24 protein-coding genes, 1 tRNA gene and 1 riboswitch are annotated in these 24,270 nt (G+C 29.3%); of the genes, 9 read left to right on the top strand and 16 right to left on the bottom strand.

Annotation, left to right across the window (positions count from 1 at the left end):
- Positions 1-104: 104 nt before the first annotated feature.
- Entirely contained in the window at positions 105-1,127 is a 1,023-nt protein-coding gene (gene hutG / locus B2P65_RS07160; RefSeq protein WP_346848835.1) for a formimidoylglutamase, read from the top strand.
- Positions 1,128-1,207: 80 nt separating this feature from the next.
- On the opposite strand, the gene B2P65_RS07155 is transcribed toward hutG, so the two are convergent.
- The gene (locus tag B2P65_RS07155; RefSeq protein WP_156964321.1) at positions 1,208-1,351 is read right to left on the bottom strand and encodes a hypothetical protein; all 144 of its coding nucleotides are present in this window, start codon (positions 1,349-1,351) and stop codon (positions 1,208-1,210) included.
- Between the two features lie 434 nt (positions 1,352-1,785).
- Between B2P65_RS07155 and murC the strand changes: the two genes are divergently transcribed.
- Positions 1,786-3,162: a UDP-N-acetylmuramate--L-alanine ligase gene (gene murC, locus B2P65_RS07150; RefSeq protein ID WP_346848834.1), complete on the top strand. Its 1,377-nt coding sequence runs from the start codon at positions 1,786-1,788 to the stop codon at positions 3,160-3,162.
- Positions 3,163-3,239: 77 nt separating this feature from the next.
- The gene (locus tag B2P65_RS07145; RefSeq protein ID WP_346876355.1) at positions 3,240-4,166 is read left to right on the top strand and encodes a PhzF family phenazine biosynthesis protein; all 927 of its coding nucleotides are present in this window, start codon (positions 3,240-3,242) and stop codon (positions 4,164-4,166) included.
- A gap of 16 nt (positions 4,167-4,182) precedes the next feature.
- On the opposite strand, the gene B2P65_RS07140 is transcribed toward B2P65_RS07145, so the two are convergent.
- Positions 4,183-5,418: a glycoside hydrolase family 10 protein gene (locus B2P65_RS07140; protein WP_346879872.1), complete on the bottom strand. Its 1,236-nt coding sequence runs from the start codon at positions 5,416-5,418 to the stop codon at positions 4,183-4,185.
- Positions 5,419-5,498: 80 nt separating this feature from the next.
- The gene (locus tag B2P65_RS07135; RefSeq protein ID WP_035132531.1) at positions 5,499-5,924 is read right to left on the bottom strand and encodes a hypothetical protein; all 426 of its coding nucleotides are present in this window, start codon (positions 5,922-5,924) and stop codon (positions 5,499-5,501) included.
- 210 nt (positions 5,925-6,134) lie between these two features.
- Between B2P65_RS07135 and B2P65_RS07130 the strand changes: the two genes are divergently transcribed.
- A tRNA-Pro gene (locus B2P65_RS07130) sits at positions 6,135-6,210 on the top strand.
- 126 nt (positions 6,211-6,336) lie between these two features.
- Here the strand turns inward: B2P65_RS07130 and B2P65_RS07125 are convergent.
- Positions 6,337-6,753: a hypothetical protein gene (locus B2P65_RS07125; RefSeq protein ID WP_346848830.1), complete on the bottom strand. Its 417-nt coding sequence runs from the start codon at positions 6,751-6,753 to the stop codon at positions 6,337-6,339.
- A gap of 163 nt (positions 6,754-6,916) precedes the next feature.
- Here B2P65_RS07125 and B2P65_RS07120 point away from each other — a divergent pair, with 163 nt between their 5' ends.
- The gene (locus tag B2P65_RS07120; protein WP_346848829.1) at positions 6,917-7,570 is read left to right on the top strand and encodes an HAD family phosphatase; all 654 of its coding nucleotides are present in this window, start codon (positions 6,917-6,919) and stop codon (positions 7,568-7,570) included.
- Positions 7,571-7,639: 69 nt separating this feature from the next.
- On the opposite strand, the gene ybaK is transcribed toward B2P65_RS07120, so the two are convergent.
- On the bottom strand, positions 7,640-8,116 hold the full coding sequence (gene ybaK, locus B2P65_RS07115; RefSeq protein ID WP_346848828.1) for a Cys-tRNA(Pro) deacylase: 477 nt from the start codon (positions 8,114-8,116) through the stop codon (positions 7,640-7,642).
- Positions 8,117-8,257: 141 nt separating this feature from the next.
- Between ybaK and B2P65_RS07110 the strand changes: the two genes are divergently transcribed.
- Positions 8,258-8,701, top strand: a complete 444-nt coding sequence (locus B2P65_RS07110; protein ID WP_346848827.1) for a hypothetical protein — start codon at positions 8,258-8,260, stop codon at positions 8,699-8,701.
- A 95-nt stretch (positions 8,702-8,796) separates the two neighbouring features.
- On the opposite strand, the gene B2P65_RS07105 is transcribed toward B2P65_RS07110, so the two are convergent.
- Both B2P65_RS07105 and B2P65_RS07100 read right to left on the bottom strand, forming a co-directional pair.
- Positions 8,797-9,978, bottom strand: coding sequence for a cyclopropane-fatty-acyl-phospholipid synthase family protein (locus tag B2P65_RS07105; protein ID WP_346848826.1), 1,182 nt, complete (start codon positions 9,976-9,978; stop codon positions 8,797-8,799).
- A gap of 71 nt (positions 9,979-10,049) precedes the next feature.
- Complete coding sequence (locus tag B2P65_RS07100) at positions 10,050-11,954, bottom strand: endonuclease MutS2 (RefSeq protein WP_346848873.1); 1,905 nt, start codon at positions 11,952-11,954, stop codon at positions 10,050-10,052.
- A gap of 435 nt (positions 11,955-12,389) precedes the next feature.
- Here B2P65_RS07100 and B2P65_RS07095 point away from each other — a divergent pair, with 435 nt between their 5' ends.
- Positions 12,390-13,070 (top strand): lysoplasmalogenase, encoded by a 681-nt coding sequence (locus B2P65_RS07095; protein WP_346848825.1) that lies wholly within the window; start codon positions 12,390-12,392, stop codon positions 13,068-13,070.
- Positions 13,071-13,160: 90 nt separating this feature from the next.
- Here B2P65_RS07095 and B2P65_RS07090 read toward each other — a convergent pair whose 3' ends face one another.
- A complete protein-coding gene (locus tag B2P65_RS07090) occupies positions 13,161-14,402 on the bottom strand; it encodes a hemolysin family protein (protein WP_346848824.1) in 1,242 nt (413 codons plus the stop codon).
- Between the two features lie 363 nt (positions 14,403-14,765).
- On the opposite strand from B2P65_RS07090, the gene B2P65_RS07085 reads away from it, so the two are divergent.
- Positions 14,766-15,137 (top strand): YmaF family protein, encoded by a 372-nt coding sequence (locus B2P65_RS07085; protein ID WP_346848872.1) that lies wholly within the window; start codon positions 14,766-14,768, stop codon positions 15,135-15,137.
- Between the two features lie 264 nt (positions 15,138-15,401).
- Here B2P65_RS07085 and B2P65_RS07080 read toward each other — a convergent pair whose 3' ends face one another.
- Positions 15,402-15,857: a YdeI/OmpD-associated family protein gene (locus B2P65_RS07080; protein ID WP_346848823.1), complete on the bottom strand. Its 456-nt coding sequence runs from the start codon at positions 15,855-15,857 to the stop codon at positions 15,402-15,404.
- Positions 15,858-16,221: 364 nt separating this feature from the next.
- Positions 16,222-17,625, bottom strand: coding sequence for a dipeptidase PepV (pepV, locus tag B2P65_RS07075; protein WP_346879871.1), 1,404 nt, complete (start codon positions 17,623-17,625; stop codon positions 16,222-16,224).
- A gap of 237 nt (positions 17,626-17,862) precedes the next feature.
- Between pepV and B2P65_RS07070 the strand changes: the two genes are divergently transcribed.
- The gene (locus B2P65_RS07070) at positions 17,863-18,756 is read left to right on the top strand and encodes a DUF1002 domain-containing protein (protein ID WP_346848821.1); all 894 of its coding nucleotides are present in this window, start codon (positions 17,863-17,865) and stop codon (positions 18,754-18,756) included.
- A gap of 55 nt (positions 18,757-18,811) precedes the next feature.
- Here the strand turns inward: B2P65_RS07070 and B2P65_RS07065 are convergent, their stop codons facing one another.
- The 6 genes from B2P65_RS07065 to B2P65_RS07040 form a co-directional block, all read right to left on the bottom strand.
- Positions 18,812-19,237: a hypothetical protein gene (locus B2P65_RS07065; RefSeq protein WP_346879870.1), complete on the bottom strand. Its 426-nt coding sequence runs from the start codon at positions 19,235-19,237 to the stop codon at positions 18,812-18,814.
- A 138-nt stretch (positions 19,238-19,375) separates the two neighbouring features.
- A riboswitch (cobalamin riboswitch) is annotated at positions 19,376-19,565 on the bottom strand.
- A gap of 132 nt (positions 19,566-19,697) precedes the next feature.
- Positions 19,698-20,276 carry a DUF4269 domain-containing protein gene (locus B2P65_RS07060; RefSeq protein WP_346879869.1) on the bottom strand — a complete coding sequence of 193 codons (579 nt, stop codon included), beginning with the start codon at positions 20,274-20,276 and terminating at the stop codon, positions 19,698-19,700.
- Between the two features lie 65 nt (positions 20,277-20,341).
- Complete coding sequence (locus tag B2P65_RS07055) at positions 20,342-21,652, bottom strand: erythromycin esterase family protein (RefSeq protein WP_346879868.1); 1,311 nt, start codon at positions 21,650-21,652, stop codon at positions 20,342-20,344.
- Positions 21,653-21,680: 28 nt separating this feature from the next.
- Positions 21,681-23,006: an erythromycin esterase family protein gene (locus tag B2P65_RS07050; RefSeq protein WP_346879867.1), complete on the bottom strand. Its 1,326-nt coding sequence runs from the start codon at positions 23,004-23,006 to the stop codon at positions 21,681-21,683.
- 26 nt (positions 23,007-23,032) lie between these two features.
- Complete coding sequence (locus B2P65_RS07045; RefSeq protein ID WP_346879866.1) at positions 23,033-23,809, bottom strand: HAD family hydrolase; 777 nt, start codon at positions 23,807-23,809, stop codon at positions 23,033-23,035.
- 18 nt (positions 23,810-23,827) lie between these two features.
- Entirely contained in the window at positions 23,828-24,256 is a 429-nt protein-coding gene (locus tag B2P65_RS07040) for a GNAT family N-acetyltransferase (RefSeq protein ID WP_346879865.1), read from the bottom strand.
- Positions 24,257-24,270 lie beyond the last annotated feature (14 nt).

Genomic DNA, 24,270 nt, shown 5'->3' with positions numbered 1-24,270 from the left:
ATAAAATATAACTACTATTTTACATATAACATTGATAATATCTCTCCTTTGACTTATACTGAAAACGTATAATACTACTAAGAAGTTACTTGTGGGGTGATTTTATGTTTATTAAAAACTATGAACCTATGAACGAAAACTTATGGCAAGGAAGAATAGACAGTGACGATAATTTTGATGCTTTTAGATGGCATCAATGGATAACACCTCTTGATCTTCGAAGAGATGATCTTGAGCCTCTTGATGGACTAAATTTTGCACTTTTAGGCTTTTGTTGCCATGAAGGTGTAAAAAAAAATAAAGGTCGTATAGGTGCCATGAATGGTCCTATATCCATCAGAAAAGAGCTTTCAAATCTACCTTGTACTTTTAATCAATCGGTAAAAATTTTTGATGCCGGAGATATCATAGTTGAGGACATTTCTCTTGCTGAAGGGCAAAAGCTTTTAAGCGACTGCGTGTCTAAGTTACTAGATCTGAATATTTTTCCTATAGTTCTAGGAGGAGGACATGAGACAGCCTTTGGGAACTATAATGGGGCTCTATCTCATCTGGATAAAATATCTTGTAAACCTCGAATCGGAATTATAAATTTTGATGCTCACTTCGATCTTAGACCATATAATAACGAGGGAAGTTCTGGAACTATGTTTAAACAAATCTCTGATATTTGTCATGATAAAAACATGGATTTCTCCTATTTCTGTATTGGGATACAACAGCACAGCAATACAGTGGATCTATTTAAAACCGCTAAAAAACTAGGTGTTCAATACACCCTTGCGAAAGACATCCTATATAGTGATGGTTGGCAACTTTTAAGAGAGCTAAATACCTTTATGAGAAACCAAGATTATATATATGTAACTATTTGCTCAGATGTATTTTCTGCCTCTTTTGCACCAGGGGTTAGTTCTACGCAAACCTTAGGTCTAAACCCAGAAATAGTTATAAAACTACTTAAACATATTTTAAAGTCAAATAGGGTTATAACCTTTGATATATGTGAAGTGGCACCTAGATTTGATAAAGATAATATCACTTCTAACTTAGCTGGAGTAATCATCTTCTCCATTGTTAATACTCTTTGCAAATTACAAAACTTACAGCACAACTTTTTAACATAATTACATAATAAAAAAGTCCTTAGTCTAAACTAAGGACTTTTTCACGATTATTATAGGGACTTTAAAATAGATTTGGCAATTTACAAGCTAAATTGCCACAATAAATATTCAAACTCCATACCCATGATATCATTCTCTTCACAAGTATTGAGCATTTTATCCTCTTCTTCACCATTAATATTCAGTTGCCAATTTACATATTCTCTCAGACCAATTGTTAACATTTTAACACACTCCTCCAGAAAATTTCTACTAGCCTTATGGCCTAGTAGTTATTGTAATTGATATTAAATATACATACACTTAGAAAACATCTATTATTTCCACTTAGATACTTAATAAATATAATTAGTTATTATACTTAAAAACCATCTCTAACTTTGTTTTTATTTTAACATATTTATTTCTATCCGAAAAGCCTTTTTCTGAATTTTCTTTTAATTTTTTTGGATATTTTCATTCATTTTTCCTATAGATATATAATTTACGAAGCTTTCTAAAATATATGTGTTTTTTATATAGATTTTTGTATATAATTTATATTAGGTATTCATTTATTTTTATACACATACAATGGTTATTAGGTTGATCTATAACTATGTTTTAATATACAAATTCATGAATGTAGTATTATATTTTATATAGGAGTTGTTATTATATGAGTTTTGATTTTTTACAAGATAAAAATAAAAAAGTTCACTTTATTGGTATTGGTGGCATTAGTATGAGTGGTCTTGCTGAGATTCTACTTAAAAACGGATATACTGTATCTGGTTCAGATATGAAAAATTCAAATATGGTTGAAAAACTTAGAAATAAAGGTGCATATATATATATAGGACACAGTGCAGATAACATACAGGATTCAGATTTAGTAGTATACACTGCTGCTATCAGTGATGATAATCCTGAGTTTCAAAAGGCAATTGAACTAAACCTTCCTATGATGGATAGAGCTGAATTCTTAGGCAGAATTATGCTTGGCCATAAATATAATGTAGCTGTTGCTGGTACTCATGGCAAAACAACCACAACTTCAATGCTTGCCCACATTGTAATTGAAGAACAAGTGGATCCTACCATATTAGTAGGTGGAGAATTAGATGTTATAGAGGGTAATGTTCTTGCTGGAAATAGTGATTACTTTGTTACTGAAGCTTGTGAGTATAAAGGATCTTTCTTAAAATTTCATCCTTATATAGGAATTATATTAAATGTAGATGCAGACCATTTAGATTTTTATAAGGATATAAATCACATAAAAGATACTTTTAATAAATTTATAGATATCATACCAGATGATGGTTTCCTTGTATGCAATAGTGATGATAGTAACGTTTCTGATATATTAAATAATCATAAATGTACTATAATGACTTACGGAATAAATAATGGTGAGTATAAAGCTAAAAATATAACTTATAATTCTCTTGGTTGTGGTTCTTATGATTTATATAAAAATGACCATATGTTATTTCCTATAGCCTTAAATGTGCCTGGAGAACATAATGTGCTTAACTCTTTAGCTGCTATATGTACATCCTTAGCTCTTAACATTTCTAATGAATCTATAATTAAAGGATTATCTAATTTTGGAGGAACTCATAGAAGATTTGAATTTAAGGGTTCTAAAAATGGTGTTACTGTAATAGATGACTATGCTCATCATCCAACAGAAATTCAAGCTACTCTTAGTGCTTGTAAAAATTATCCTCATAAAGATTTATATGTGGTATTTCAACCTCATACCTACACTCGAACTATAACTCTTTTTGATGACTTTGTAAGAACCTTCAATGGAGTAAAGCATTTATTATTAGCAGATATATACGCTGCTCGTGAAAAAGATACTGGAATTGTTAACTCAGTAAAGTTAGGCGATGCTATAAGACTTACAGGAGTTGATGCAATAAACTATCATAGCTTTGAAGAAATAGTTAATCACTTAAAATCAAAGGCCAAAGATGGTGATCTTATTATTACCGTAGGTGCTGGAGATATAAATGTTGTTGGTGAAATGTATCTAGCTAATTAATTTTATCTTATACCAATTAATATAGCTATCCTTTAATTAAGATAGCTATATTTTTAATATATAAACGAGGTGACAAAATGAAATCAAACTTTAATAAAACTGTGTACATAGTTAATGCCTTTACTCACAATGATATGGGTGGAAACAAGGCTGGTGTAGTTATTGATTGTGATGACTTATCCTCTAATGACATGGCAGCTATCGCAAAAGAAGTAAAACTTTCCGAAACTGCCTTTGTGATAAAATCAAAATGTGACGATTATGACTATGAGGTTAGATTTTTTACCCCTTCAACAGAAGTTGATTTATGTGGTCATGCTACCATCGCCACTTTCTATACCTTAGCTAAATTAGGCTTTATCAAACCAAGTACAAGTCCAGTAAAATTAAAACAAAAAACTCTTGCCGGTATTTTAGACATAGAAATTTATTTTGATAATGAAAAAATTGCCTATGTGCTTATGACTCAAACTAATCCTAAGTTCTATTCATATATTGATGATGTAAAAGAACTTTGTGATATATTAGGAATAACCTTAGAAGATGCTGGAATCCAAGGTCATGCATTAAGACCTATGATAATTTCTACAGGGCTTAAAGATATAATGTTCCCAGTTAAATCTCTAAATGCTCTAAAAAGAATAAATCCAGATTTTCAAGGCCTAAAAGAATACACAGATAACTTAAATTTAGTAGGTCTTCATGCCTTCTCTTTAGAAACTGAAAATTCTAAAAGCACTGTTGCAACTAGAAATTTCGGTCCTAGTGTAGGTATCGATGAAGAAAGTGCTACTGGCACATCTAATGGCGCATTATGTGCATACATAATGAAACATAACATACTTGATTTTAAAGATAAACTAACCATATGTTGCGAACAAGGTTATTACATGAATAATCCAAGTGAAATCATCTGCACGGGTGAAGCTATTAATAATGACTATTTAATAAAAGTTGGTGGCATAGGAAGTATAGAAAAAACTATAGAGGTGACTTATAAATAGTCACCCCTTTCTTTTTTTACTTAAATAAAGATTTTAAATTTGATCTCTCCTGTTGTATCTGACTTTTTACATTTGATGATGGATTAAACAAAGAGTCATACCTAAATAGTAATATTCCTTTGTACTTCTTTAACTTTCTTGAAGCTTCCACCTGTCTTTTTAATATATCTGTACTATTTCTCCACTCATCCTTTCCATTACCTGCCCAAGTATCTTCACTACCAACTTTATATACAGATAAACCTATATATAAATTTACTGTAGATTCATCAACAAGACTATCAAACTCTTCAATAACTTGTTGAAAATTGCTATTATCATTTAAAAAGCCATAATATATTTGTGGACAAATATAATCAATATATCCAGGGTTTTGAATCCACTTCTTCACATCAATAAATTGGCTATTATAGTTATTATCCATAGAGCCTTGTGGACTTATTCCAAAGACTACCTCTGGGCTTATCTCTTTAACAATTGAATAAACCTGCCTTACGAGAATATTAACATTTTCACGTCTCCAACTCTCTAAATCTAAATCTCCTCCTGAACTTGTATACTCGCCATAAGCTTTACTATCTATAGACACATCACTAGATGGATAAAAATAATCATCAAAATGTATTCCATCAACTTCATAGTTCTCCACTATTTCTTTTACTCCATTCACTATAAGTTGCCTAACTTCTTCTTTGGCAGGATTATAATATATTCCACCATTACATTTTATTATATTATCACTACCATCTTTTATCCATTTGCTAGCAGGATTCTCCAAAGACAGTGGCAACTTAACACTATCACTTCTAACTCTATAGGGATTAATCCAAGCCTCTACTCTTATATTTCTTAAATGAGCTTCCTCTATAATAACTTGAAGAGGATCATATCCCGGAGCATTACCTTCTATGCCCGAACAATATATAGACCATGGATAATATTTAGATTGATATAAGGCATCAGAAAAAGGTCTTACATGTACAATTAAAGTATTCAACCCCATAGATTCTACATTATCTATTGCTTGTGATATATTTTTTCTAAATTCATTTTCATTTTTCCCCTTAAGCATAGCTGATAAATCTAAATAAGATAACCAAATTCCCTTTATCTCATCATAATTTATAATTTCTCTTTCTTTATTAATTATTTCATGGCTACTATTATCAATATTATCAAAGCATATAATCCACACTAATCCCAAAATAACTAATATAATTACTCCTAAAGTAGCAAGATTCATTTTATTCATTTATGCTCCCCCTTAATTTAAGAATAATATATACCTATGCTCATAATCTAATCTATAGAATTTAATTATAGTAAATATATCTATTTATACCTGGAAAACTTCTTCCAAAGTTCATCAACTTCACTTTGCTCTAAAAAACTAGATAATATTCTATAATCCCTTTTCCCCACGTAAAATATAATCCCTTTATTATCCCTCATTGCTTTATTTACATCTCTAAAATAAAGAGTTTTTGGTTTTTCATTCATATTGTTATTTATACAAAATTTATCTTTATATACTTTTATATATTTAAGCTCATCAATGCTTCTTACTTTTTTAGTAACAAGACCTGTAACTATTAATCCTACTATAAAAAACACTAATAAAAATCTCCCATAAAAAAGATTGTTCCTTATAAATAATCCTATTGTAATTATGAGTAAAAGACTCGATAAAAGTATACTATTAGACAATTGCTTTCTCATATATCTTTTAGAAGCCTCACTAAACCTATATTCCTTCATCTTTTGTACTCCTCCTTTTTTTAATGACAATAATATTATGTAAATATATATTAAACTTTTTGTATTCAGTAACATCTTTTATTATTTACAATATACTGATTTTATAATACCTTTTATTGGTCTTTTAAAAATAATATATAATATCGCAAAACTTTTTGCATAAAATATGTTGACAACCTATTAAATATATCATATAATAATTTTTGTCGGCGGGGTGTGGCGCAGATGGGAGCGCGCGTGGTTTGGGACCATGAGGTCGCAGGTTCAATCCCTGTCACCCCGACCAAAAGGAACATGAATGTCATGTTCCTTTTTATTTTACTATATATGTTTTTATTTACTATAGGAAGATAGTGTTTTGTAACTAGACCTTAAATCTGCTATAAGAACAATGTCTTTTTTTAATAATATATCATTTGGTGAAAATTATATGCATTACTAAAGAAACAATATATATTAATATTATAGTTGTATGAAACTTTCTTATTTGGCCCCTCTTATCTCTATAAATAAATTTATTTATAATTCCAGTAGCTACCATTATTAAAACACACACAAAGGTTGCAATTCCCCAAAAAGAAAAACTTTCCTTATAATTCATTATTAACATATGAATTATTGAAGAAATAAATGCACCCACTCCAAACACCCCATGGTTTTCTTCTAAAACATTATTTATGTTAATAGTTTTATTTATTATGCCTCTATGTTTTTTCTTTGACAAACCTTTAATAAACTTATTATAAAACCCTAAAGATACTACTCTTGACAATGCTCCTAAAGTAAATATAACCGAAATAACCCCCCAAAACTTACCTAAAAGATCCATAGTTTCCCCCCTTTATTTTACTAATACATTATATGTTTTTAATTTTATTACATTCTTTCTTATTACTTTTTTATTAGTAGTAAAAGGTAGTTTCCACATTATATTCATTACTCTTTACATTAAAAGTTTTATTTGTTATGTTAATATGCGGGGGTGATAATATATGTTTAAAAATATAGACGCTGCAATTTTTGATATGGATGGTACTATAGTTGATTCTATGTGGGTATGGAATAAAATCGATACGGAATACCTAGCTAAACATAATTTAGATGTGCCTCCATCATTAAATAATGACATTGCTCATCTTAGCTTTAATGAAGTAGCTATTTACTTTAAGAATTCCTTTAATTTACCTTATACCTTAGAAGAAATTAAAGAGCATTGGAATGACATGGCTTATGAAGCTTACTGTAATAAAGTGAAACTAAAGCCTGGTGTTAAAGAATTTTTTAACCTACTTAAAGAAAATAATATAAAAATTGCATTGGCTACTAGCAATAACACTTTACTTTTAGAAGCTTGCTTAAAAGCTAATGGAATATATGAATATTTTGATACAATAGCCTTAACTAATGAGGTAAAAAGGGGAAAAGATTTTCCAGATGTATATCTTCTAGCAGCAAATAAATTAGGTGTTTCTCCTGATAAGTGCATGGTTTTTGAAGACTTACTTCCAGCCATTCAAGGTGCTAAAAAAGCTGGTATGAAGGTTATAGGCGTATATGATGAACATTCCCTAGAGCAGCACAATGACATGAAAGCTTTAGCTGATGATTTTATATTAGATTATGTTAGTTTTTCTTTAGCTATATAATAATTAAAGGTAGTCTTAGTAAGAATTAAATTATCTTCTAGGACAACCTTTATTTCTTTTATGTATATTTTAATTCACAATAGGACCGGTTTCAGCATTTATCAGCTGAATTAAATCCCTTGGTGCTATTTCTACTTGAAATCCAATTTTACCACCACTTACAATGATTTTATCTAGATTCAGGGATGAATCATCAATTACAGTATTATAATTTTTCTTCATACCTATAGGCGAGCATCCACCTCTAATATATCCCGTTATCTTAAGCATATCACTAACTTTTATCATTTCTACTGACTTTTCTCCTACACGCTTTGCCGCCGCCTTAAGATTCAGTTCCTTTGCCACAGGAACTACGAATACATAAAAATCTCCACTATGGCCTTTTGTAACAAGAGTCTTAAATACATTCTCTACTGCTACTCCAAGTTTATTGGCTACTGATATTCCATCTACAGCACTATCCTTAACCTCATATGTATATATATTATAATTTATATTACTATTATCTAGTATCCTCATCACATTAGTTTTAGTATTAGCCATTTATTCATCAACTCCTCACATAGAATTATATCACTAAACTTTTACTAGTTTTATTAATATTACTTATTAATTTTACTAAGTCTATTTCATAAATAAAAGGAATATATTTATACTACCAAACTCTTTTATGGAGGTACATTCGTGATAAAAACTTTTTTCATTTATGTCCTACTTCTTACCTCTGGTGGATTAGGAATTTTATATTATCTTTTAAATGATAAATATAACAAACAAAATATTCAAGTAAGAGTTCTAACAAAACAAAATAATAGTTTAACATCTCAATTAAACACTATTAATAAGCCAAATGAAACTTTAAAAGTTTACTCTAGACCTATTAGATTTAATACTGGTGAAACAATAAAACGGTGCTCTCTTTATATCTCACCTCTCAGTAATAGTCCTATACTCCGCTCCATCCCATCTAACTCAAGGGTAGCAATTCTTGATGGAGTTGAAGCTTTAGAAACCTTATGGTACGAAGTACGCCTTATAACCTCTGACACAGTAAATACAAAGGGTTTTGTTAGACAAGAATTGATTAAAGAACTTCAAATTATAGAAACTCACATTATAAAAAATTAAATCTTTCTCTAAAAGAAATCAAATTATTCATAGTATTATTAAAATTTTTAAAAACAAAACGACCAGGATATACTTGGCCGTTTTATTCTTTAAAATTATTTATCCATATATTCTCTTGTAGGTGGTAGATCGTTTTTAGCTCCTTTAGTAAATAGCATTTGATGTAAATCTACAACTCCATTATTAAATGAAGCCGCACAAGAACATAAATATATTTCCCACATTCTTATAAATCTTTCATCTACCAATTTTTTAATTTCATCTATATTATCTTGAAAATTTTTATACCAATAAAGCAATGTTTTCTTGTAATGAAGTCTTAAACTTTCTACATCTATAGTACAAAACTTATGCTCACAAGCAGTATCCATTATTTCTCTTATACTAGGAATTACACCGCCTGGAAAGATGTATTTTTTAATCCATGGGTCTCCTTGAGATTCATGGATACTACTTATATAGTGTAATAAAAACTCACCTTTAGGATTTAATACTTTACTTACATTATCAAAGAATAAACTGTAATTTTCTCTTCCAACATGCTCAATCATACCAACACTAACTACTCTATCAAAGGTCATACCTGAATCCTTTAATTTTCTATAGTCTAAAAGCTTAACTTGTAGATACTCCCTTAGGTTTTCCTTCTCAATTAGCTCTGAAAACCCCTTATATTGTTCTTCACTAAGGGTTATACCAACGCCATGGATTTTATATTTTTTAGCAGCTTCTACTAATAAATACCCCCAACCACATCCAATATCTAATAAGCTCATACCTTCCTTTAAATTAAGCTTATTAAGTATATGATATATTTTATTCATCTGAGCTTCTTCTAATGTATCATTATCATTTTTAAAGTAAGCGCAAGAGTAACTCATGGTTTTATCAAGCCATAACTTATAAAAATCGTTTCCTATATCATAATGAGAACATACCTCCTCCTTTTGATGCTTTAAAGAAGTAGAAGTATGCAGTAGCTTTTTAAGACCTTTTATATCTAAGGTAAACTTATCTATGTTACTTAATAGCGTATCAAGAGCATAGTATAGATCTCCTTCTATTAAATCTATATCTCCATTCATATAAGCTTCTCCTAAAGCGAGAGAAGTACTTTTTAGCAAATCAGTTTTATTAGGTAATTTTCTTATAACTATCTTAAACTTAGGTTCACCTTCACCTATAATAAATTTCCCTTCGTCCTTATATTTTACCGAAAAAGGAACTGTATCAAACTGTTTTAAAAATCCTTCAATTAAACTTTTTTCTATTGCCATAATTTCCTCCACTAATTAACAAAATCTTTTTATATTATGGACAATATTTTCTATAAGAATACAAAGGTTACTTATTGTTCACAAATTCCCTTTTGGGATTCCTTTCTAATTTTTTTAAGTGCTTTTTTAGAACCTCTTTCTATATCATGTTCTAACTTTCTTTCCTTATAAGCTATAAAAATCTGATTTAAGTCATAACCTTCAGGATATAACTCTGTAGCACTAACCTCTAGCTTTAACCTCTTATAATTCACTTCAATAAAATCACCATCTAAAAATACAATTATATTATTAAATTCATCTTTTTCTTTATATACAACCCCTGGTAACTTCTTATCTAGAACAATAACCCTATCACCTTTTTCATAGTTATAGGATTCTTCACTATAATTATCAACTTCTTTATTTCTATTAATCTTGCTATCTCTTAACAATTCATAGTTATAACTTTTAGTTTCAATATATTTTCTTGTTCTATCTATTATTTTATCAGCTATACCCATTTTTTTTGAAATATAAAGGGCATTACTATTTCCACTCTTCCCAATAGAAATCTTATATAGTGGATCTAAGGTCTCTCTTTGGAATTCCATGGCTGCATTTTCAAAATCAGGATGATTCTGAGAAAAGTTCTTAATCTCTCCATAATGAGTAGATGCTATGGTAATGCATCCTTTATGATAAAACTCCTCTAGTATCGCAATAGCAAGTGCTGCTCCTTCATTAGGTTCTGTACCACTTCCTATCTCATCCAAAAGAAGAAGGGTATTTTTATTACTCTCCTTTAAAATTCCACTAAGATTCTTAACATGAGATGAAAATGTACTTAAAGCGTTTTCCACACTTTGATCGTCTCCAATATCCACAAATATTTTCTCAAATATGGCTATTTCGCTTCCTGATTCAGCACCTATATGAAATCCACTTTGCGTAGCTAATGTAAGAAGTCCCACTGTCTTTAACACCACTGTCTTCCCCCCTGCATTAGGTCCAGTTATAATCAAGGTTCTATAATCATCCCCTATATTAAAATCTAGCGGAACGGCATTTTTAATTAATGGATATCTACCCTTAATTATATTTATATATCCATGATTATTTAGAATTGGCTGTATTCCATCTATATCTTTACTATATTTTGCTTTTGCTATAATCATATCATATTCTGCAATGACTTCTATATTTATCTTTAACTCTTTAATCCTCTCAAATATCATATCAGTTAATGTTGCAAGTATTCTATACTCTTCCATGGCCTCTTCTGATTTTAGTGTAGTTAACTCCGTAGTATACTTTGATACAGAACTTGGCTCTATAAATACAGTAGTCCCTTTAGAAGACACTTCTACAATAGATCCTTGAACTTGATTCTTATAGGAAGCTTTTATAGGAATTGTATATCTACCATTCCTTTGACTTATAAAAAATTCTTGAATATATTCTTTATTGGCACTACTTCTTATAAACTTATCTAACCTTTCTTTTATCTTTTCTTCACAACTTTCTATATGTCGTCTAATTCTCTTAAGTTCTTTACTAGCATTAGAATCCACTATGCTTCCTTTAATTGAAGTCTCTATTTCCTCTTCAATATATTTTAATTCTGTGATACTTTTACCATAAGCACTTAAAGTTGGCGCATATCCTTCTTTATCTTCTATAAAAATTTTAACCTTTCTGCATCCACGCAAAAAATTATCTATTGTTGTTAGCTCTGATGGTTCAAGCACTGAGCCTTTTTCAATCTTATCTATCAAAGGAGCAATATTAAATATTCCCTTTAATGGCATGTGATAAGAAGCATCAATAAGGTTTCTACCTTCAGATGTTTCCTCTAACATTCTTTTCACTTGCTTAATATTATTACTAGGTTGAAGTTTATCTAGTAACTCTCTTCCTAATCCACTTACACAATAAGATTTAATAATTTCTTTTATTTTATTATAATGTAATTTTTCCAATGTACTAATATTCATTTTCACGATTCCTTTACTTATTATTAAGTCCATGAAATCCTTCATAGATTTCCAAAATAAAAAAAGCCATGGATACTCCCACAGCTTTAAACTTGCCATTAACAGAGATAGCTATAGCTATCCTAAGGTAAATTTCGTGGACTTGTATCTTTAATAGTTTTAATTAATCCCACAACAAATAAAGGTATATACTACCCAAATTTTTAAGATTAATATTTAATTACTATTTTAAATACTAGACACTCACAAAAATACCTCTCTCTCATTTTCGAAATCTATGTAACTTAATGTTAAAGCATTATTTATAAAAAATCAATACATTTTTTAAATCAAATATATCCATTAATAAAATATTTTCTTTTCCATTGTTTTACTTATATGTAACATATGCTATAATAATTTTATTACTTGTATTTTATTGAAGGAGGGTTAAGTATGTTATCACTTACATTTTTTATATTTATGCTAATATCACTAGGATTTCTAATATACTTTAATTATCATCCTCATGGCTATAAAATGCCTATAGTTAAGACTATTACTAGTCTATTATTTATTGCTATATGCGTATCTAGCTATAAAATTCTTTACTTCAATACCCAATACTTCATATTTATACTTTTTGCATTAATAACATCTTTAATTGGAGATGTATTCCTTGCCTTTAATACTAATAAAGATGATGAAGTAAGCAAAATGTTTGTATATGGATTAATTAGTTTTTCTATTGCTCATATATTCTTTTCTTTAGCCTTTGCTACTCTTACCCCTGTGCTAATTTGGCATGTTCTATTATTTATTCTAATTTCAATAATCTCTATTCTATTTTTAAATCTAATAAAAGGCTTTGATTTTAAGGGAGCCTATAAACTAGTTGTTACTTATTCAATTATAATTAGTTTTATGGTTACAAGGGCATTATCATTAACTCCCTTAATCCATGAAAACTTTTTAAGTACTATACTTATAATTATAGGTGCATGTCTCTTCTTTTTATCTGATTTAATTTTGTGTTTTATATACTTTCATAAAAAATCACCATCTTACATGACAGCATTGAACTTGTTATGTTACTATGTAGGACAAGGTCTTATAGCTCTTAGTTTAGCTCTATAACAGCTTTACAACATAAGCAGTATAAATTCTATAAATAAAAAATAGATATTAGTATAGTTTTATTAATATCTATTCTTTATTTGCTCCAACCTATGTATATATTCTAATTTTCTTTATCCTATTCCTATCTATATCTTCAATTATAAATCTATAATTACTATAAATTATTTCTTCGCTTATATTAGGGAATCTTCCTAGCACACCTATTATAAATCCACCTATGGAATCAAATTCCTCGGACTCAATTTTTGTTCCTATAAGTTCATTTATATCCTCTATTCTAACACTTCCTTCAACTATATACTCATCTTCCTTTACCACATATATTTCTGGTTCTTCATCATCATATTCATCACTTATATCCCCAACTATCTCCTCTATTAAATCTTCAATAGTTACAATTCCAACGGTTCCACCATATTCATCAAGGACTACTACCATATGCTGCCTATTTTTATTCATATCTTTAAATAGCTCTGTAACCTTTCTAAACTCATAGGTATAGGTTATTTCCCTCATATAGTTTTTCAAACTAAATCCCTTAGTATCTTCCATAAATATAATATCCTTAACATTTAATATCCCCACTATATTATCTATAGTATTTGAATATATAGGTATTCTTGAAAACCCTTCTTCCTTTATAACTGAAATAATCTTATCCAAACTTTCCTCTATATCTAAAGCTATTATGTCTACCCTTTGAACCATAACATCCTTTGCATAAAGGTCTCCAAATTGAAATACATTATGAATCATATCCTTTTCCTCTGACTTTAGTATACCTTCCTCTTCACTAACGTCCACCATAGTTTTTAATTCATCTTCTGTTATAAATGGTTTATTACTATCACTTTTCCCTCCAAGTAATTTTATAAAGAACTTTGATATTGTAGTAGTTATGATAACTACTGGTTTAAGCATCTTACTTACAATAAATATTGGATTTGCAACTCTTAGTGATATTTGCTCAGAATTTTGTGAAGCTAAAGTTTTTGGGGTAATCTCACCAAAAATAAGTACTACTATAGTCATTATTATAGTACTTATAGCCACACCTCTACTTCCAATAAGATTAATAGCTAAAACCGTTGCTAAAGAAGATGATGCTATATTCACAACATTATTCCCAACTAAAATTGATGCTAATAAGCTACTAGGATTATCAGTTAATTCCTTAACTCTATTAGATCCCTTTATGTTTTCCTCTACCATATGTCTAACCCTTATCTTGCTAATAGACATTAAGGCAGTTTCTGATGCAGAGAAAAAGCTAGATAGTATTATTAATATTATTAATCCTATAATCTGTATATATATTATTGAACTCAAACCTACTCCTCCTCTCACTTAACTAATATCTACTTCAATTGATATTAAACAAAACTTTAAAAGTAGTAATGAAATAAAATATATATCTTAATTATGCTACATTTCACTCTAAAATATTATCTAAAAGGTTTTATAAGAAAAATATATCTTTTAATAAAATATATTTTTAAAAATCATAATAAAGGTGTCACCAATATATTAGAATAATCATAATATGTAGTATGCCTCTAAGGTATTGGAGGGAAATAAATGAGTAATATGTATAGTAACTATAATAATTATAATGATGCTTATGAAGACTATGAGAATTATGAATGTTATCCTAACTATTCTAATTATGAATATGATGCCAATGATAACTATATGAACCACAATAACTGTAGTAATAATTCTAATGACTCTTGTAGACACAAAGAGCAAACCCATGTTCATGAATATACTGGTAGTACAATAATAGCTTCTGAAGATTGTTCAGTTCATAACCATCGATTTGCTGGGGTAACTGGTGAAGCTATTCCTTACCGTAACTCACACGTCCATAAGCTTCAAACAAATACTGATTTCTATGATCACTTTCATGAAATTTGTGATACAACTGGACCAGCTATTCCGGTTGGCAATGGAAGACATGTTCACTTTGTAAAAGGAAGAACTTCTGATGAAGATGACCATACTCATAAATATATGTTTGCGACTTTAATTGAATCACCAACTCTTTGTAACCACAAAAGATAATATATAAAGTTATTTAACTTAAAATAGAATAACTACAACCTAGTAAATTCCAGGTTGTAGTTTAAATAATATTCTCTATACATACTCTAGCTTCATAAGATTCCCTTTTACAATTTGTCCCCCCCAGGTACTTTTAAAGGAATGAAACTAGAGTTTATACAACCCAAAACTTATTAAAATCCCTGTAATATAGTATTGCAGGGATTTTATTATACAGACTATTCATCAATAATCTTTGTACTACATAGGATTTGGGGACTTTATTTATAGCTTCTCTTTATTAATTAACTTATTTATCGAATCCTCTACTCGTTTTTTTCGTGTTTCTTCCTTTTTAGCAGAATCTATATAATCCACATATTTCTTCTGATTAGAGTAAGATAAACTATTCCAAAAATCATATACTTCATTAGATTCTTCAATTCTTATTTTAAAATCTTCAGGAAGATTAATTTTTCTTTCTTCCTCATCCTTTTCAACTGTAACTTTAACATAATCTCCAATATCTTTATTTATCTTTTTTCTTATATCTTTAGTTACACCTATTATGTGGCACTCTGTTCCCATTTTAACAATAGATCCCCTATATGGCACCCCATCAAAAGTAGCTTTAACTTTAACCCTCTTAGCTCCAAAAATTTCTTCTACATTAAAAGGTATCTCTATATATGCTCCACCTTTTCCCATTGCTTCTTTAAGTTGTCCTTCAAACTTCTCCATTATATTATTCTCCTTTATATATGAAATAAAATATTCACTATAACTTCGATATGTTATAACATAATATCATATACTAATTATAATAAAATCTCACTTAGGAAACTATACAAATATTCATATAGGAAACTATTTACATATAAGCCTATTTAACTATATAACTAGTTAACTATATAACTAGTTAACTAGTTGTTTTATTCATGCGGGTTTCTGGGATTTTGCTGTTTTATAACATGGTTAAATCCATGTTATAATAGGGATAATATTTAATACTCTTCTTACCTATTTAACTACTATAAAATAGCCTAGCTAAGATAAATGAAATTATTATTCTACTTATCCTAACTAGGCTTATTAAATTAAAATATTATTTACATAGATCAATAATTACTTGAGTAAATATTTTAGCACTAAGTAGAAGTTCATCTACTACTGCAAACTCATCATCCCCATGTAAATTATTATCAGTACCTGGCATTGTACATCCAAAAGCTACTCCATTATTAATATGGTGAACATAGGTACCTCCTCCTATGGCTATACATTCTCCCTTTTGTCCACTATATTCTTCATAACATTTCAAAAGAGTTTGTATAAACTCGGAGTTTTCATCAACATGATGAGCTGGGAACATATCATCCCTAGATAAGATTATATTATCCTTTGCCATATTGTCTCTTAAAACATCACGCACATTTTCATTAGTTGCACAAAGTGGCGCTCTACAATCAAAGATTCCACTTAACTCTGAAGTAGTATATTTAAATATATTTAAAGTTATAGTTAATTCACCAGATAAATCATCACTCATCTTAACACCACAAGCTTCCCCCTTGAAATCTCCATGTGGAAATAACTTACTAACAGCACATAGCTTCTTAAATCCTTCACTATTAGCGCATGGCATAGATGTAAGTAACTGTAACATTCCTGTAAGAGCATTATTTCCATTTTCAGGAGTAGACGCATGTGCTCCTGCTCCCTTGGCCTTAATAACCCAGCTTTCACCGTCTTTATCAAAGGTGAATTTTAAATTTGTGCTTTTTGCTGCATCTATACAATATTTATTTATTTCTTCCTCTGAGAAGCCTTCCACAACTGCAATTGCAGTGTCTGGAACTACATTAACCTTAACTCCACTTGTCATAGAAACTACTCTTGGTAAATTGTTATCTTCTTCAAACTTACTTTCAAAGGGACTATGTAGTCCTCCCTTTTCAATATTTATAACAGGAAAGTCTGCATCAGGTGAAAAGGTCATAGGTGCTTCTTTCTCTTTTTTATAGTAATATGCTATATCAGAACTTCCACATTCCTCATCTGTTCCTAATATAAGACGAACATTTTTACTTAAAGGTATATTTAAATCTTTAACAGCCTTTAAAGCATATAAAGCTGCTAATGCTGGTCCCTTGTCATCAGCTGAACCTCTTCCATATAATTTACCATCTTTCATTATTGGCTCAAAAGGTTTTGTAACTGTCCAATCATCACTAACCGGTACTACATCTAGATGGGCTAAAATATCTAATTGCTTTTCTTTATCATTAAAATCAATAGCTCCTACATAGTTATCATAATTTGTAGTATTAAATCCCATACCTTCTGCTAGCTCTAAAGCAGCCTTAAGAGCCTTTGCTGGGCCCTCTCCAAAAGGCATATCTTCTTTAGCCTCTGATCTATCACTTCTTATTCTTATTAAATCACATATGTCATTTAACATTTCATCCTTATGATTGTGAAAATATTCTTCTATTTGATTTTTATACATCCAAATCCCACCTTTATTTTAAAATTTAACTATAATTCCATTCTAATACTAAAATTGTTTTATTTCCATAGATGTTACAGTTAATTTACGCTTTTCGTTTCTTACAAATTTATTAATATTTATTCTATATCCTATAAATATAAAATATAATATATATAATAAGATATATAAAGTAACTATCTAGATTTTATTATATAGATAGTATTACTTACATTTTAAGTATAAGGAGAATTTAAGATGTCAAAGAAATTTTTTAAAAAATTAGCTATGACTATAGGTATTTTAACATGTATATCTATACCTACAACTGCTTTTGCAGATATTCATGGTGAATATCCAAGTGGTGAAATTCTAAGCTTTGGTTCTGATTTAAGTGATAGTCAAGAAGCTCAATTAAGAAAGTACTTTAAAGCTCCAGACAATATTGAAGCTATATATGTAGACAGTAAAATGGCACTAAAACAATTTGGTCTTGATGAAAAAGAATTAGCCAATTTTACAGGTGGATGGTATTCTAGTGCCTATGTTAAGCTATTACAAAAGGAAAATGGCGTAACAGTAAACTCTTCTAACTTAACACTAGTAACTAATGATATGCTTGCAAATGCATTAATTACTTCTGGAATATTGAATGCAGAGGTTACAGCCTCAGCTCCTTTTGAAGTAACTGGAGAATCAGCTCTTGCTGGAATCCTTGCTGGTGCTGAGAATATAATGGGTGGTGAGTTATCTACCTCTAATAAAAAAGCAGCTCAAGAGGAAATAGACGTATCCCTAGACTTAGCTGAAGAGATAGGGGATACAGAAGCTTCTGCAATTATCAACGAAGTTAAAACAGCTGTTATAAAAGACAAGCCTTCTAGCGAAGAGGAAATTAAAGAAATTATTGAAAAAGTTGAAAAAAAATATGATGTAGATATAAGTGCTACCATTCAAAACAATATGGTTGCATTAATGTCTAATATAAATGACCTAGACTTAGATTATTCTAAACTTAAGGATACCTTAGACAAAAGTGCATCTAAATTTAAAGATGAAATGGAAGCTCTAGGAAAAGAACTTAAGGATTCAGGGTTCTTTGATAAACTATTTAGCTGGATTAGCGATTTCTTCAGTTCACTTTTTAACTAAAATAAAGATTTAATTAAAAAAATAAACCGTACCTTTTAGGGTACGGTTTATTTTTTTATAATTTGTTAGTAAACTCTATCATATGGTCATATAATTTATTTATGTTATCATGGTTATCCACGTAGAATTTATATAGTTCATTATAGGATACATTTTTTATAGTTTCTTCACAGTTTCTAAAGCCTTTTAAATAGTTATAAAACTCAGATGATATTTGTGGTAAAAATCCAGCATCTACTGAGTTGTCTATACTTACACTATATAAATTTTCATTATAAGGCTCGCTTATAGTCACTAAGCATTTACTCATATATTTTCCTAAAAGCTCTATAAAGTTAGTAAATTCCGCCTTAAAATTTCCTTCTGAAGTATCTGGTTTTTCATTATTCCTATCTATAATATTATCTAAGTTTTTTAAAACCTTTGGTATTTCTGATATAACTAATAATAAACTTCCCTTATCAAATTGTGCTCTTTTCATATACACTCACTCCTTACTAATAATTTAAATTTATTGCTTTATTAATGGCAAATTAAAAAACCTCTTAGCTACTAAAACTAAAAGGTCTTAAATCTTATCTATCATAGATTAAATCACACCCTTCCATCTCTCGTAGAATTATAGCGTAAAAAATAGGCAGGTGTTCTGACTCAAGTATCATTATTTTCTTCTGCCTTCCCATAAAAACAGTGGCATATTAGAAGAAAACTCCTCTCTTACAGCGGCGGGACCGTGTGGGATTTTCACCCAGCTTCTCTTTTAATCAGTTATAGGAAAATATAATCGAACCCATCTTCCATAATATTCAATTGTTACTATTATATTATACCCTTCTAATTTTCATGTCAAACCATTAATTATAGCCCTAACCATTGTTTTTCCTCCAAATTAGAAGTTTTAGTAGTTCTTTTAATGTTTATTGTTAAATATCTAAATTTAACTAATTATTTCTAATATTATCTAACATATCTTTAATCTTTTTATCACTATATTCTTCTAATTTCAATAGCTCATCATATGGATTTCCATCTAGACCTAAGTGTTTTGCAAAAGCCGGTTCTGTTTTCAATCCATTTTTCTTAAGGATAACAACCTCTTCTCTAGTTCTTTCTCCACCTAATCTAAGTATTCTATCTTCCACTACCATATGCCTATAACCATTCTGTTTACAACTATCCAATGACTGAGCATATATTTCTATTTCAATATCCTCCACATAAAAGTTTACAGTTAATATTGTCTCATTATCTGTACTATTATTACTTATATGAAATTTACTGAACATAGAATACCTATCTTCTACTATCTTCTGAAATTCCTTAAAATCATAAACTTCACATACTATATCTAAATCACTGTTTTCTATATCAATATTAATAGGTATAGTTCCTACTAATATTGGATTAAACTTTCTTAAAACATTAAATATATCTAGCTCCTTAAGTACTTTATATGAATTTTGTTGTTTTATATTACCATGTTTAAGGTAGTCTATATTTATAAAATCTTTATTCTTCATCTAAATTATCCTCTTAACTGTGTTACTCTTTTTTCATTTTAATAATTTTGACAAACTTTAATGCCTTATTGTATTTTGGAAGGTGTAGTCTCTTTTATATATATTAACCCATCAAACAAATTTTTAGGTATATATTGAAAGCTTTTTGGAATACTCTCATCATAAAATGCATTACTAAAATTAAAAATTTGATTCTTTGATAGTATTTCTGATAACTCCTTATTGTCAGATGCTGAATTAAAATCTAAAAATGATATAGGTACCTGGGTTTTATCAAATTTGTACGCTAAATATTCAGAAGCACTAATATCTATATCTGATTTTGTAAAACTATTAGTAGACATACCATCATATACATTAAAACTTCCTCTAGAAAATTCAAAGCCTATAGAATAATATTCATCTCCATACATTTCCTTTAAACTTTTACCCATATATTTATAAATATCATCCATAGATGAAACATGTATATTGTGTGCCCATAGCATAACTTTATCATTTCCTAATTTACCTTCATGCTCTTGTATCCATTTAACATTGGTCGCCATATATTTATCTCGTAAATTACTTGCTGCAACTGATAGGACAAATGGATGTACACTTTTATTAGCTTCTATGCGATATTCTACACATTGGGATAGAAGATTTAGATTCCATATAGCTAACTCATACTCATTCTGTAAGTTGTTATTAAAGTACTTTTCTTTTGAATTTTCCATATCTTTCTTAACTTCATTTATATTTAATAGAATACTATCAAGTTGTTCAGCTGTAAGAGCTTTAATATCATTTCTATATATTGTGTTTAGAGTATCTTCTTCCACCTTAGTCTGTAGCTCTTTGTCTAGTTCCCCTAAATAATAACTAAGTTTAGGAAGTGTATCTAATATATCAACAATATCCATCCCATAGAATTTAATCTTTTCTTTATGAGATGGATCATTATTATATTCCTTCATCCACTTTATCATGTTTTTTATTTCTTCCGTTCTATATAATTCAGGTAAAGAATCCTCTACATTACCTTCTCCCTTTAAAATATAATCATTTATTACTTGTCCAGCTCCACCATTACATTCCATAACAAAGACTCTATAGCCCATCTCTTCTACTAAAAATTCAAAGAATCTATGCTTCATCTTAAAAAATTCGCTAGTCCCGTGAGTTGCTTCCCCCATAGCAACTATCTTTCTATCCTTTAATATCTCCTTAATTGGCATTAAATCCTCAAAGCCATTACCAGCTTCTACTGTACTTATTGGTATTACACTTTTTTTCAAAGCCTTTACTTCTGGATTTTCATTTACCTTTGAACAAGCTGTTAAACAAAGAATGGATATTAAACACGTTGATATAAGTTTTAGTTTCTTTTTCATATTCATTATCCCCCATTAAGCTATTATTTTAGTATACGAGCTTAGACTCTGTAGTTTCTTTTATATATATTAATCCATCAAACAAATTTTTAGGTATATATTGAAAGCTTTTTGGAATACTCTCATCATAAAATGCAGTGATAAGACTAAAAGTTTGATTCTTTGATAATATTTTTGATACCTCTTTATTCTCAGATGCTGAATTGAAATCTAAAAATGATATAGGTATCTGAGTTTTATCAAATTTTGATGCTAAATATTCAGGACCATTATTATCTATATCAAATCTTGTCATAGTCCCAGTAGACATATCATTAGATGCATTAAAACTTCCCCTAGAGAATTCAAATCCTATAGAATAATACTTATCTCCATACATTTCCTTTAAATTTTTACCCATATATTTAAAATTGCCGTCCATAGATGATACATGTAAATTATGTGCCCATAGCATAACCTTATCATTTCCTAATTTGCTTTCATACTCCTGTATCCATTTAACATTGGCCGCCATATATTTATCTCTCAAATTGTTTGCTATAGGCGATTGTACCATTTTATTATCATTTTTATTAACTTCTATATTATATTCTGCACATTGGGATATGAGGTTCAGATTCCATATAGCTAACTCATACTCATCCTGTAAGTTGTTATTTAAGTACTTTTCTTTTGAATTTTCCATATCTTTCTTAACTTCATTTATATTTAATAGAATACTATCAAGTTGTTCATTGGTAAGTGCTTTAATATCATTTCTATATATTGTGTTAAGAGTATCTTCTTCTACCTTAGTCTGTAGCTCTTTGTCTAGTCTCCCTAAATAATAACTAAGTTTAGGAAGTGTATCGATTATATTCTGAATATCAAATCCATAAAATCTAATCTTTTCTTTATGAGATGGATCATCATTATATTTCTTCATCCACTCTATCATGTCTTTTACTTCTTCTGTTCTCCATACGTAAAATACAGTAGCTTCTAAAGCCTCTTCTAAACTACCTTTACCATTTAAAATATAATCATTTATGACTTGTCCGCCACCCCCATCACATTCCATAACAAAGACTCTGTATCCCATTTCTTCTACTAAAAACTCAAAGAATCTATGTTTCATTTTAAAGAATTCACTAGTACCATGAGTTGCCTCCCCCATAGCAATTATCTTCTTATCCTTCAATATATCCTTAAGTGGCATTAAATCTTTAAAGCCATTACCAGCTTCTACTGTACTTATTGGTATTACACTTTTTTTCAAAGCCTTTACTTCTGGATTTTCATTTACCTTTGAACAAGCTGTTAAACAAAGAATGGATATTAAACATGTTGATATAAGTTTTAGTTTCTTTTTCATGTTAAAGCACCCCCTTAATGAATTTATTATAAGAAATTTTCACTAATAAAAGTTGCTACACCATCCTCATCATTACTTCCTGTAATATGTGATGCACATTCTAAAATTTCTTTAATTGCATTTGATACTGCTATGCCTTGTCCACAATGTTTTATCATTCCTAAGTCATTAATATCATCACCAAATGCAGCTACCTCTTCTAGGCTTATATTTAAATATTTAACTATTTCATTAATAGCATTAATTTTTGTCGCATCTCTATGAGCAAATCTACACCAGTTTTCTCCAACATAAGTTAGAAAACTACATTGTGGATATTTAGAAGCTAGCTCCTCTGCAGCTTTACTTTCGAAAACCTCCACAGTTATTTTATAGGTCATACATTTTAGTGACTTGGAATAATCATTATATTTAGCATGAGTATAATCTTCACCGAATTTATTTATCTCTTCACTATTGGAATAATATCCACCTTCAGTTTCAACAGTTATTTCACCAATATTTGAACTCATCACACAATCTTTAATTAGGGAATCAGATACCTGTGCTGATAGCATACATTTATAAATAACCTCATCTTTGCACTTTGCCAATGCTCCCCCATTAGAAATTACAATATCAGGATTAATTAATTTAATATAATTTGCAGCGGCTTGCTCTGAACGGGCTGTAGCTATAGCAATAAATATTCCTTGCTCCTTACATCTTCTTATAACATCTAAACTATAGGTAGAAATGCTTTTATCCGTCCTTAAAAAGGTTCGATCTAAATCAGTTATAATCAATTTTATCTTCTTCTCCATATTAATCCCCCAACTAAATTAATTTTCTTTATTAATGCTTGAATTATAGTAATTTAAATCCTCTCTTTTCTCCCATCCCATAGATCTCCAAAACCCATTCCCAACTTCATTATTAGTAAATACAACTAGTGCAGCTTTATTTATTCCTTCACGTTTTAAGGCATTAATAACTGAATTGACTATCTTTTTCCCAATACCTTTTCCTCTGTATCTCATATCTACAGCAGTATGATAAATATATCCTCGTCTACCATCATGTCCACATAATATACTTCCTACTATTTTACCATCCTCTTCAGCTATAAAATTAGTAGCAGGGTTTCTCCTTAGAAATTTATCTATACCTTCTTTAGAATCATCCAAATTTCTTAGACCCATTCCAGGGGTAGAAGTCCATAGTTTAAAAATATCCTCGTAGTTTGAAATTTTCATTTCTACTATTTCCATATTAAGTACCCTCC

The organism is Clostridium sp. UBA3061 (assembly GCF_002367465.1).
Lineage (GTDB): Bacteria > Bacillota > Clostridia > Clostridiales > Clostridiaceae > Clostridium_J > Clostridium_J sulfidigenes.
The sequence above is the reverse complement of the archived record's forward strand: the minus strand, read 5'-3'. Positions and strand labels throughout refer to the sequence as shown.